This is a genomic window from Collinsella sp. AM42-18AC, from assembly GCF_003467965.1.
Taxonomy (GTDB): domain Bacteria; phylum Actinomycetota; class Coriobacteriia; order Coriobacteriales; family Coriobacteriaceae; genus Collinsella.
Genome location: NZ_QSFY01000011.1, coordinates 75,881 through 87,652, shown reverse-complemented (window position 1 = coordinate 87,652; position 11,772 = coordinate 75,881). Strand labels below are relative to the sequence as shown.

Here is an 11,772-nt window from a genome sequence, read left to right as displayed (position 1 = left end):
ATTGCCAGACCGGAGGGGCGCCGGGGGCGGGAATCGCGCACTCCATATTTTGTTCACAAATGAATAGGTCCCTCAGTCGCATCACTGAGGTTAAAACTGAAGCATTGGCTTCTGATATTGGCGATGACCAGCTGGTTTATAGGTGTTAAGGCATCGGTCATCTCTGGAGCGCCACTTTACTCCAAAAGCATCAGCTATTTGTTTCCCGTCGGTAAAAGGCAGGTTTTGTTCGCCAAGCGTTCTTATATATAGAGAAGTTCGGGTTCGAACCCGTGTCGCGGCAACAAAAAAGCGGCCGGCATCCGCCAGTCGCTTTTCTATTCTATGGTGGGCCGTCAGGGGTTCAGCCTGCTCCGCAGGCGGCCGCTGCGGCGCTTTCGCGCCTTGCGCGCTGCACTGGCAAACGCTCACGCGTTTCCTCAGCTCCGCGCCCTTTCGGGTTCGAACCCATGAAAGGGCGACAAAAAAGGCGGCCAACCGAAGTTGACCGCCTCAACAATCTTTGGGTGGGCCGTCAGGGGTTCGAACCCTGGACCTTGGGATTAAAAGTCCCCTGCTCTGCCAGCTGAGCTAACGGCCCGCGGGTGGCATTGTACCACGGTCTGGGACTATTCCCAACTCCATTGGCCGTTCTGGAAAATCACAACTTCACGTCCATCAGGCGTAATGCCCGTAATATCGATATCGTCCGTGCCGATCATAAAATCGACGTGCGTGCTCGAGACGTTTACGCCATGCTCCAGGAGCTCCTCCTTGGACATGTCATACCCACCCTCGATGCATTCGGGGAAACCGACACCCAGCGCGAGATGGCAGCTAGCGTTCTCATCATAGAGCGTGTCATAGAATAGAACGCCACTTTCACGGATCGGCGTGTTCTTGGAGATAAGCGCGACCTCACCCAGATGAGCGGCACCTTCATCGGTGTCAATAATGCTCGCAAGCGTCGCCTTACCCACGCGGGCATCGTAGTCCACTACGCGGCCCGCCTCGAACTTAATCCAAAAATCGTCAACCTTGTTACCGTGGTGAATGAGCGGCATAGCCGAATACACGATACCGTCGGCACGCATACGATCAGGCGAGGTGAAGACTTCCTCGGTGGGAATGTTGGGGAAGAAGGGGTGCCCATCGGGCGTCTTGCCCTTGCCGCCGGCCCACTCGTGACCTTTCGTCATGCCAATCGTCAGATCGGTTCCATTTGCCGAGGTGTAATGCAGGTAGTCGAAACGATTGTCGTTCAGGAAACGCAGGTTCTTTTCGAATGCGGCGTCATGGAGTTCCCAGTCGCTCTCCGGGTCCTGGCCATCGGCGCGAGCGGTGTGCAGAATCGCATTCCACAGCTTATAGATTGCAACCTCATCGGCGTCTCCCGGGAACACCTCGCGCGCCCAAGCAACGACCGGCGCGCCGGCGATGCACCACGGGTTGATGTTGTAGTCCAGTCCGCGGCGGAAGACCTTGCACTGCGTGTTCCTTGCCTTAGAAGCTGCAGCAGGCTTAGCGGGATCGATGCCCTTAAGAGCGGCAGGGTCCGCACCCTCGATAAAGATAAAGCAGGCACCATCCTGGGCCAGTGAATCAAGCTGCAGGCGCTTCCACTCGGGCGTCTGCTCAAAATAGCTTTTCTCGACATGCTCGTACGTGAGCCTCGTCACGGCGTCATCGGCCCAAATAACCGTCACGTGACCGGCACCGGAGGCATAGGCCTCCGCGACCACCACGCGCGCAAACGGCGCGCACTCGACCGGAGACTGAACGACAACCTCCTGGCCGGGCTTGACGTTTACGCCCTTGCGGACAACCAGGCGCGCATAGTTTTTTATCTTGGGCTCTAGGGCCTTCATGCCCTCCAGAGCCTCTTCGCCCGTCAGGGCAGCTCGAATCATGTGCCACTCCATCTATCTATAGAACAGTAAAAAGGCGCGCCGCAAAAACGACGCGCCTTATATCTTAGCGATAAGTATGCATGCAAACGCTACTTCTTCTTGGAGTCCTTCTTGTCCTCCTCGGCAGCCGAGCGCTCGATAAGGGCGTTGAGCTTGTTCTCGGACATGCCCTCGGCCTGCGTGCGGTACATGTTGCGCAGGGGACGAATACGAACGAAGTCGTAGATGAAGTCACCCAAAATGACGACGTAGGACAAAACGATGCCGACCATCTGGACAGGGCTGGACACCATGCCAGCGGGAGCGAAGTACAGCGAAGCCCAAATGGCCACGACGAGCACCATGCCGATAGTGAGCACGGCCCACCAGATGCGGCGGCGCTTGGTGTAGTCCTCATCCTGCTTGAGAAGGATATTCGACACCGTGTAGATGCGATCCTCCTTGGCGCGCTGCTTAGCCTTGCGGGCGCGCTTCTCCTCTTTAGAGAGGCCCTCGAGGTTCTCGCCCTTCTCGAGCTCTTTGCGGCGTGCCTTAGACGAAGCCGGCACGACGCGGACAGAGCTCGCTGCCTGACGGGCGGGCTTGGCGGATGCGGCGGACTTGCGCGCAACCCCGGTAACCTCGTGGGATTGCGTGCGCTTGTTCGTGGCGCTACGGGTACTCACTTATGCGTTCTCCTTCATGCTTGTGAACTGGGAGCCCGTGATGATCTGGAAGGCCTCGCGATAGCGCTCGGACGTGCCATCGATGACCTCGGCGGGCAGGTGCGGGGTCTCCCCCGTCATATCCCAGTTGGCTTTGAGCCAATTGCGGACGAATTGCTTGTCGTAGCTGGGCTGAATCTTGCCCTCCTCGTAGCTGGCGGCAGGCCAGAAACGGCTGGAGTCGGGCGTGAGGCACTCGTCGATCAGCGTGACCTTGCCATCGATGACACCAAACTCGAACTTGGTGTCGGCAATGATGATGCCACGGGTCGCTGCATACTCGGCGGCAGCCTTGTAGATCTTGAGGGAAAGGTCGCGAATCTGCGTGGCGATGTCCTCGCCCACGATCTCGCAGCAACGCTCGAACGAGATGTTCTCGTCGTGGTCACCGATCTCGGCCTTCGTGGACGGCGTAAACAGCGGCTCGGGAAGCTTGGAAGCCTCGGTCAGGCCCTCAGGCAGCTGGATGCCGCAGACGGTGCCGTTCTCGTCGTAGGTCTTCTTGCCCGAACCGGTCAGATAGCCGCGGACGATGCACTCGATAGGAATCGTCTGGGCCTTCTTAACCAGCATGGCGCGGCCGGCGAGGTAGTCACGATACTCAGCAAACTCCTCAGGGAAATCCGCCGGGTCGATGGAAACGAGGTGGTTGGGAACGATGTCGGCAAACTTATCGAACCAGAATGCCGAGATGCGGTTGAGCACCTCTCCCTTAAACGGAATCTCGTCGGGAAGAATGAAGTCGAACGCAGAAATGCGGTCGGTGGCGACCATCAGCAGGTTTTCACCGGCATCGTAGATATCACGAACCTTGCCACGGGAATCCGGACGACGCTCCATCGTTGTCACGTGAGTCACTCCTTACCAAAATACGACAGTAATGCGGGTTCTTTCCCGCACGTTTTCGCAAACTCGGAGCGGCAGGGACGAAACCCCTCCTTCACCGAATAGCGAAAAGCTAGTGCTCCATTGTAGTAGATGCCGCGTCCGCCGTGTGCTCGCGAGGCAGATGAATCGTAAAAGTCGTACCCTTTCCAAGCTCCGACTCCACGGATATGTAGCCGTGATGGCGCTCGACGATCTGTTTAGTCACGGCGAGGCCCACGCCCAGACCGCCCGCCTCACGGGCACGGCTGGCATCGGCGCGCCAAAAACGGCCGAAGATGCGCGACAAGTCATCCTTGGCAATACCGATGCCGGTATCAGAAACGGCGATGCTGACGTGTTTGCGGTCACTGAGCACCGACACCACGACCCAACCGCCCTCGGGGGTGTAGCGCATGGCGTTGCTCATGAGATTGATGACGCATTGTGTGATCATGTCGGGATCGGCTTCGACGACATCGTCGTGACCTTGGGTCTCGTCAGCAAAGCGCAAGCGCAGATCGCGGTCGACAAAAAGGCGCTCCTGGGCATTGACGATGGAACGCACGAAAGGAACCATGTCCACCGGCTCAAGGTTGAGCGGAGCCGTGCTGTTTTCCATGCGCGACAGGTCGAGCATCTGCTGCACCAGACGAGCCAGGCGACGCGTCTCGGAAGCAACAGTCTCCAAGTGCTCATCGTCGGTAGGATATACGCCATCCTGCATGGCCTCGACCGTTGCGAGCATGGCCATAAGCGGCGTGCGAAGTTCGTGAGCCACGTCCGAGGTCAAACGTTTCTCGTGTTTCATATCCTTCTCGAGCGAAGTGGCCATCTCATCGAATGTCTCGCCCAGTTGATCGATCTCGTCATCGCCGCGCAAGCCCGTACGAGCAGACAGATCGCCATCGCGAATTTGCTTGGCCGTGCTGGTAATACGGTGAATCGGCTTGGTGAGTATGCGCGACACGAGTGATCCGATAACGACCGAAATGCAAACTGCAACAACCGCAGCAAGGGCCATGGCGTTAAAGGTCTTCTCCCTAAACGCAGAATCTGCCTTGGTGAGCAAGGCATCGGAGCCGATGGCCCACAGCTTTACTTGTCCGACATGCTCGCCGGAAGACGTTATGATTTCGACGTTTGCAACGCTATCGGAGCCGGTGGGAGCCGACGAGACCGGACTATGCGATGCTTTTTTCCCGCTCGAGCTGCTCGACGGCGATTCGTTCTCGCGCACATCGGCGGTCGCGCTTGCCGAAGGCCATGAGTCGTCATAAACGACAACGCCTTTCTTGTTGACGACCTGCATACCCAAATCGTCGGACACCAAACTCGATGTCGCGACCGTACGTAGCTCGCCCGCAGTCCAATTGCCGTTTTCCTCATACGACGTCGCAAGCTTTTCGGCAGCGGAATTTGCGATTTCGACGATATTGGAGCGCGTGTAATCCGAAAAGACCGTGCCCCACACAACAGAGACCACGCCCACCAGCACCAATACCGTCATGAGCGATGTCAGAGCAAAAGCAAGTGCCATGCGCGAGGGATAGCTCATCGTTGGCCTTGAATCGGAGCGAGGCGTGTTCCAACTAGCCTTGGAACCCGCCTCGCTCTCCTGCTTGTGCTTTTGTCCGATTTCAAAGCGCGCAGGTGTCATATGTGATTTCCCTATTTCTCGTCCGACTTATCGGTCTTGGCCGGAGCCTCGAAGCGATAGCCGACACCATGAACGGTGTAGAGCCACTTGGGCTTCTTGGGATCATCGCCCAGCTTGGCGCGAAGGTTCTTCACGTGGCTATCGATGGTGCGCTCATAGCCCTCAAAGTCGTACCCAAGCACCTTCTCGACCAGCTCCATACGGTTGTAGACACGGCCGGGATGACGAGCAAGCGTGGTGAGCAGCTTGAACTCGGAAGCCGTCAGATCGACTTCCTTGCCCTCGACCAAGATCTTGTGGCCCGAGATATCGATGACCAGATCGCCGAAGTCGAGTACCTCGACGGCTGGCTCGTCGGCCTGATGGGCACGGCGGAACAAAGCGCGAACGCGCGCGACAAGCTCGCGCGGCGAGAACGGCTTAATCAGATAGTCGTCGGCGCCGAGCTCAAGACCGATAATACGGTCCTCGATCTCGCCCTTGGCAGTCAGCATGATGATGGGGACATCCGAGGTATCGCGAATGGTGCGGCAAACGCGCTCGCCGGGGATCTTGGGGAGCATAAGGTCGAGCACGACCAGGTCGAACTGATGCTTCTCGAACTCCTCGATCGCGGACTGGCCGTCGCCGACACCCACAACCCAGTAGCCTTCGCGCTCGAGATAGGCAGCGACGGCGTCACGGATTGCCTTCTCATCCTCGACCAGCAGAATCTTTTTTGCATCTGAAGCCATAACACGGCCCCCCTGTCTCAATCAGCTAAGAACAAGCCCATTTTAACGCACCTGAGCCCGCCGGATGCCACTATGACGCGGCAGCTCGGCGGGCGGTACTCACAATTACAACGCGTTTATTCCCCTGTTGGCGCCTTTTTAACCCCTCTAAGCTTAAAGAGAGAATAGGCGTGCGGTGACCGTCTCGGGTATACCCTGGCTGTTGCGCACCGTGGCGTACGTAAGAAATGAGTCCGATTTTCCCGCCGTAGCTGGATAATCGCCATATTCCAAAGCGCGGTCGGGCGACAGTAGCGAGCCATAGGTCTTGGCAGAGGTGTCGATGAGAAAATGCGATGCCTGTACCTTAACGAGATATTTATTCTTCTTGCCGGCAGCACATGCGAGTGGCTCGCGGGACAGGAAGAGGTATGGCCCTCCCTCATTACCGATATACGTGCCCATGTTGCCCAGGCTGCCCACGCCACTATAGGTCGCCTCGATAGAAAACACGAAGGTATCGCCCATATATACGGCCTCGAAAGGCGAGACTGACGAGGGAAGGACTAGCTTGGCACGTTTGGTGTTGTTGCCATCGGTCAGATCGATTGCCGTTATGCCGTAGTAGACGCCCTCGTCGTTGCGGACACGCGGCGAGATGGTCAAAATGCCGTCGCTCACGCGCGGGGCCGACGCAAAGCGGCCCGTCGATTTCCAAATTGTCTCGGCCTTGGATTCATCAAGCGAGCGACGATAGCAAAACGAATCACTACTCGTTTTATTGCCGCCTGCCGAAGGCATTTTATACCAGATGGCTGATGACCCGAACGCCGTAAACAGTGGCGGATCGTAGTCCTTGCCACCTCGATCGAGCTCAACCACGTCGCCAGAGAGCGAAGCGCCCGACAGATTTTGAGCGTAGAGCTTCCACGATGAACTGGCAAAGTTCATCTCAACCCACGCAAACACGCCGTCGCCGGCACGGACATCGTAAAAAGCATATCCCGTGCCCTCGATAGGATTCTCAATTAATGTGGTAAGCGAGCCATCGCCCAGGTTGAGCACGCCGAGCGTGTTGGCGTGCAGTGCCGATGCGGGCGCCATCATTGCCGCAGCATAGTCACCATCGCAGTAGTACAGCAACGTGCCCAGCGGCAGCGTCCACGATGCCGCCGGCTCAAGATCGATGTCAACTGCCTCGTACTCATCAGTGATCGAGACAATCTTCGAATCGTCCTTGATAACCTGCGGCTCGCCAGCGGCATCATCACTGGTGCCTGTTTTTTTCGAACATCCGGCAAGCACCGTGGCAGCGCCCGCGGCAGCTCCACCGAGCACAAAGCCGCGGCGCGATATTCCGTTCTTGATGTGGTCGGCGATACCCATTAGGCGATCTCGGCGCGAGCGGCCTCGATAGCGCGCGTAAGCTGATCGGCGCAAGAGGTCTTCTTCATGCCGCAGGTATTGCCGGCAAGAACCTCGATCACACGGTCGGCAGGAGCGCCCTCGACCAGTTTGGAGATGGCCTTGAGGTTGCCATCGCAGCCGCCGGTAAACTCAACGCCCAGCACCTTGCTGCCATCGTCAGAGAGATTGAGGTGAATATTGCGAGAGCATACACCCTGCGGCTTGTAGTCAAAACTAATCATTGAGATCCCCTCTCAGAAAGAAATTTCAGACGTCTATTATCCCCGCCTGGGCCGACTTATTATCGCAAGCACCGATTCAACATCCTACGATGCATGGACTCGCGGGGGCAAGATTAGCAGTCCGCACCCTGCGCGTGGACCGTGCGCTTCTCCCGATACATATTGTGGTCGGCGACACGATATACATCGGCCAGCGTATTTCCAGCCGTCTCGACGGTCGCCACGCCAATCGATGCGCTGACCGTCAGGGCCTCATCGCTTACCGCGGCAAGACCGAGACGAAGATCCTGTTCCAGCCCGAGCGCAGACTCGTTGTCAGTATGGGGGCAAACCAGCAAAAACTCGTCGCCGCCAAGGCGCATCGGCAGATAATCCGCACCAGCCACCCGCCGCAGCACGGACGCCGTCCGTCGCAGCAGTTCATCCCCCATCTCGTGACCATAGATGTCGTTGGTCCGCTTGAGATAATTGCAGTCCAACATAATCACGCTCACGGGCAAGTCCTCGTTTACCAGGCTATCTCCGCGCGATTCAAGATAGTTGCGGTTGCGAAGCCCCGTCAGTTTGTCTTGATATGACAGCTCCTCGGCATGCTTGACCATCGATATGTTGTGCGTCGCCACGACGACCGACTCCAGCCGGCCTTGCTCATCGCGATGCTGGGGGACAACCTGTAGCGAGTACCAAGCGCCTCGACAATCTCGCACCTCGGCAGCCAAGTACGGTACGCCCTCCATACGTTCACGAATCGAACTTATATCTACGAGTCCCACAACCGCTTCGCGGCTTTCGGGGCTCACGATATCCCGGCAGACCGTGTCCATAAAGTCATATGCCTCGCTGTGCTCGGCAAATATCTTCGCTATCGCCGGCGACATATTGATCCCCTCGATCTCGAGGGTGTCGAGATGCAAAAGGAAGGTCGAATCGTAGATGGCGCTTATGGCATTGATAATGCCGAGCTGTTTATCCTTTTCGACCAAATTGCGGTGGTCAACGATATTTCGAGCCAACAGCACCACGACCCAAAACGCAAGACACACCAAGACGCCGACGGCGACAAATGAAATCCTGTCAGACATGACCTCAGATTTGGGATATAGCGCAAACAGGCGGTAGTCCTTATATGCCGCACGCACGGCATACCATTCGTCTCCTCGATATTCGATGCGCGTCAGGCCGTCGTCTTTCCACTCAACTCCTACGCTGGTGAGGAGTCGGGCGAGCGACACGTCAGCATCGGCACTGTTGGATGAGACAATCTCCGCATCCTCCATAACAAGCACCGTGGGACCCTGGTGGAAGGTACTGTTCGAAAGCACGTCGGCTATGGCATATGAATAGTCGTCCGCCGTATCGGAAACAAGTGAGCGGTATGCCAGGGCAACGCCGTCGCCATACGGAACAGCACAGACGGCAAAAACGACACCACGGCGCTCATCGACAGTTGAGTAGGTCACTTTGGAACCTTGATACATCGATGCGACCGGCGAACAGGCCAACTCATCTCGCCACAACATGAGCGGATCGCGACCATCGATGTCGTAGTGGGCAGCCATATGGCCATCGGAGTCCATGACCATCAGCCCCGAAAGGTTCTCGGCATGGACAAATTGCTCGATAAGATCGTCGTTAACCTCAACGCGATCAGAGGACAGGAACGTCACAAACGATTCGACCGCGGCGAGCAAATCGTGCGTCGCCTCGGTTTTTCTCCCCTGTTCGTAGCGGTCATATTTTTCGCAAGCGTTCTCCAAAAACACCATGGTTTCTTGGCCAAACCCAAGCGTTTTTTCGAGGCAGCGATGGGTTCCAACCGTATACAACAGGCCTAACAAGACGGCGCTGACAATAACGCTGGCAGCTATGACGTTCAGAGTCTTTCGACTCAAGCGGTGCTCATCAGTTGTCATGAATTTCCTCCTTGCCCGCCCGTCGTCGCTCCTGTCTTGTAATTGCCCACAATACGGTCAATCGTGCCATCTCGATCCATGTCGAACAGCGCGGTATTGAGATCCTTTACGACCGATCCTTCATAGCTGTCATCAAACGCGACGCCCAGGTCAACCGTCATAACATTGTCGGCAAACACACGGTAAACGCCGGGATACTGAGCAACGAGTCGGTCAAGCGACTGGACATCCGCCATCCAGCAGTCAACGTACCCTTTGACTAGAGCGGCTTTGCAGAGTTCGGCAGAGCCATATGATTTGATTTGAACGTCCGACGAGACCCCCAAATCCCCCGCAAGCAATCGGCGTTCACTCACCGAACCCGCAATCACCGCAATGGTCTTACTTCCATCGAGATGTGCCAAGGACTTGATGCCACTCGTTTTCTTGGCGGCAACCGAGACCGTCACGGTTAGATACGGCTCGGTCCAGTAATACTTATCCTCGCGATAACAGGGAGAATAGTCACACCACAGGCAATCGATATCACCGTTTTTGAGCAGCCGGTCGCGATCGTTCCAGTCAATATCGACAAACTGTGGCTTGAGCCCCGCACGCTTGCAGGCCTCGCGGGCGATGTCGATATCGATACCGGCGTAATCGCCCGTGGTATCGACATACACATAGGGGTCGTTATCCGTAACGCCGATTTTGAGCACCGGGAGATCTCTATCGGCTTCATTCGAGGAGGAAGAACTGCTTCGAACGGTATACGTCAGGGCGCCCGCACAGACGGCAACAAGGAGTATGAGCGTAAACGAGACGATGGTGGCCCGCTTGATGCGTCTGGGCACGTGCCCCCTTTCATCGAAACAGCAGTCGGAGTTCATTTTATTACCCGGGCGCATATGCGACAGTAAAAAAAGCGCCTCGCCCAAGACGGGCAAGGCGCCAAAGGTTGAAATGCATCCGCAAGCGGTCGAATTAGGTTAACCCTACTCGAAGCTCAGCTGCTCCAGGCGATCGAAGACCGTATCGATGCGGGTGAGGAAGTCCCACGGATCAAAAATCTCGTCGAGCTTCTCCTGGCTGACGGTGCAGCGCGGATCGGCCTCGAGACGCTCCTTAAAGGTGGGGCCAGAGACACAATCCTGCACCTCGTGCCAGGTGGCCATGGCGTTCTCCTGCACAATGGCGTACGCATCCTCGCGGGTGATACCCGTATCGACGAGGGCAAGCAGGACCTTGGAGGAGAAGATGAGGCCGCGGGTCTTGTTGAGATTGGCCATCATGCGGGCCGGATACAGCTGCAGGCCGTCGATAACGCGAATGAGGCACTGGAACATATGGTCAAGCGCGATGAAGCTATCGGCCTGGGCGACACGCTCGGCGGAAGAGTGCGAAATGTCGCGCTCGTGCCACAGGGCGACGTTGTCGAAGGCGACCTGGGCGTTGGACTTCACGACGCGCGACAGACCGCAGACCTTCTCCATGGTGATGGGGTTGCGCTTGTGTGGCATGGCGGAGCTGCCCTTTTGGCCCTTGCGGAAGGGCTCCTCGGCCTCGAGTGTATCGGTCTTCTGCAGGTTGCGGACCTCGGTCGCGATGCGCTCGCAGGTGGCCGCTGTAGTGGCAAGCACGCCGGCAAGATAGGCGTGGTGATCGCGGCTGATGACCTGCGTGGACAGCGGGTCGTGAACCAGACCCAGGTGCTCACAGACGTACTCCTCGACGAACGGCTCGATGGAGCTGTAGGTGCCGACGGCACCGGAGATGGCACCAAAGGCAACGTTCTTGCGAGCATCCTCAAGACGATCAAGGTCGCGCTTGAGTTCCCATGCCCAAGAGCCAAACTTCATGCCGAAGGTCATCGGCTCAGCATGGATGCCATGGGTGCGGCCAGCGCAAAGCGTATTGCGCTCCTCGAAGGCGCGGCGCTTGCAGATCACGCCGAGCTTCTTGACGTCCTCGATAATCAGGTCACACGCCTGAGTAAGCTGATAGCACAGAGCAGTATCACCCAGGTCGGAGCTGGTCATACCGTAGTGAACCCAGCGGCTGGGCTTGGGGTCGCCCTCGGGAACATCGGCGTCGATGTACTCCTTCATGTTGGTCAGGAAGGCGATGACATCGTGGCGCGTGACCTCCTCGATCTCATCGACCTTTGCCTTCTCAAAGTTGGCGTGGTCGCGGATCCACTGGGCTTCGTTTTTAGAAATGCCGATCTTGCCGAGCTCCGCCTGGGCCTCGCAGGCCAGGACCTCGATCTCCTGCCAAATGGCGTACTTGTTCTCGAGGGAGAAGATGTGTCCCATCTCCGGGCGGGTATAGCGATCGATCATAGCGGCTCCTTTTTGGTTATTGGCACGTTGGTCGTAACTCAACCATTGTACCGTGCGCG

10 protein-coding genes and 1 tRNA gene are annotated in these 11,772 nt (G+C 57.2%); all 11 read right to left on the bottom strand.

The window, feature by feature from the left end; all coding sequences use genetic code 11:
* Positions 1-507 precede the first annotated feature (507 nt).
* Positions 508-580: transfer RNA gene (locus DW913_RS07620), tRNA-Lys, on the bottom strand.
* A 28-nt stretch (positions 581-608) separates the two neighbouring features.
* Positions 609-1,889, bottom strand: a complete 1,281-nt coding sequence (locus tag DW913_RS07615) for an aminopeptidase (RefSeq protein ID WP_117798119.1) — start codon at positions 1,887-1,889, stop codon at positions 609-611.
* Positions 1,890-1,978: 89 nt separating this feature from the next.
* Positions 1,979-2,554, bottom strand: coding sequence for a hypothetical protein (locus DW913_RS07610; RefSeq protein ID WP_055251296.1), 576 nt, complete (start codon positions 2,552-2,554; stop codon positions 1,979-1,981).
* Entirely contained in the window at positions 2,555-3,433 is an 879-nt protein-coding gene (locus DW913_RS07605; RefSeq protein ID WP_035136481.1) for a phosphoribosylaminoimidazolesuccinocarboxamide synthase, read from the bottom strand. It abuts the gene before it with no gap.
* Between the two features lie 118 nt (positions 3,434-3,551).
* Positions 3,552-5,117: a cell wall metabolism sensor histidine kinase WalK gene (locus DW913_RS07600; protein WP_117798118.1), complete on the bottom strand. Its 1,566-nt coding sequence runs from the start codon at positions 5,115-5,117 to the stop codon at positions 3,552-3,554.
* 11 nt (positions 5,118-5,128) lie between these two features.
* Positions 5,129-5,851 carry a response regulator transcription factor gene (locus DW913_RS07595; protein ID WP_006236208.1) on the bottom strand — a complete coding sequence of 241 codons (723 nt, stop codon included), beginning with the start codon at positions 5,849-5,851 and terminating at the stop codon, positions 5,129-5,131.
* A 153-nt stretch (positions 5,852-6,004) separates the two neighbouring features.
* Positions 6,005-7,216 (bottom strand): twin-arginine translocation signal domain-containing protein, encoded by a 1,212-nt coding sequence (locus tag DW913_RS07590; RefSeq protein ID WP_117798117.1) that lies wholly within the window; start codon positions 7,214-7,216, stop codon positions 6,005-6,007.
* Entirely contained in the window at positions 7,216-7,479 is a 264-nt protein-coding gene (locus DW913_RS07585; protein WP_089572560.1) for a TIGR03905 family TSCPD domain-containing protein, read from the bottom strand. Before DW913_RS07585 ends, DW913_RS07590 begins: the two co-directional genes overlap by 1 nt.
* 113 nt (positions 7,480-7,592) lie before the next feature.
* Positions 7,593-9,392, bottom strand: coding sequence for a GGDEF domain-containing protein (locus DW913_RS07580; RefSeq protein WP_117798116.1), 1,800 nt, complete (start codon positions 9,390-9,392; stop codon positions 7,593-7,595).
* On the bottom strand, positions 9,389-10,225 hold the full coding sequence (locus tag DW913_RS07575; protein ID WP_158551316.1) for an ABC transporter substrate-binding protein: 837 nt from the start codon (positions 10,223-10,225) through the stop codon (positions 9,389-9,391). Before DW913_RS07575 ends, DW913_RS07580 begins: the two co-directional genes overlap by 4 nt.
* A gap of 141 nt (positions 10,226-10,366) precedes the next feature.
* Positions 10,367-11,713, bottom strand: coding sequence for an adenylosuccinate lyase (gene purB, locus DW913_RS07570; protein ID WP_117798115.1), 1,347 nt, complete (start codon positions 11,711-11,713; stop codon positions 10,367-10,369).
* Positions 11,714-11,772 lie beyond the last annotated feature (59 nt).

What these genes read in the sequence shown, in the direction of transcription:
- purB (WP_117798115.1), bottom strand. Translation starts at nt 11,713, where the DNA reads ATGATCGATCGCTATACCCGCCCGGAGATGGGACACATCTTCTCCCTC.
- DW913_RS07590 (WP_117798117.1), bottom strand. Translation starts at nt 7,216, where the DNA reads ATGGGTATCGCCGACCACATCAAGAACGGAATATCGCGCCGCGGCTTT.
- DW913_RS07585 (WP_089572560.1), bottom strand. Translation starts at nt 7,479, where the DNA reads ATGATTAGTTTTGACTACAAGCCGCAGGGTGTATGCTCTCGCAATATT.
- DW913_RS07595 (WP_006236208.1), bottom strand. Translation starts at nt 5,851, where the DNA reads ATGGCTTCAGATGCAAAAAAGATTCTGCTGGTCGAGGATGAGAAGGCA.
- DW913_RS07605 (WP_035136481.1), bottom strand. Translation starts at nt 3,433, where the DNA reads ATGGAGCGTCGTCCGGATTCCCGTGGCAAGGTTCGTGATATCTACGAT.
- DW913_RS07600 (WP_117798118.1), bottom strand. Translation starts at nt 5,117, where the DNA reads ATGACACCTGCGCGCTTTGAAATCGGACAAAAGCACAAGCAGGAGAGC.
- DW913_RS07615 (WP_117798119.1), bottom strand. Translation starts at nt 1,889, where the DNA reads ATGATTCGAGCTGCCCTGACGGGCGAAGAGGCTCTGGAGGGCATGAAG.
- DW913_RS07580 (WP_117798116.1), bottom strand. Translation starts at nt 9,392, where the DNA reads ATGACAACTGATGAGCACCGCTTGAGTCGAAAGACTCTGAACGTCATA.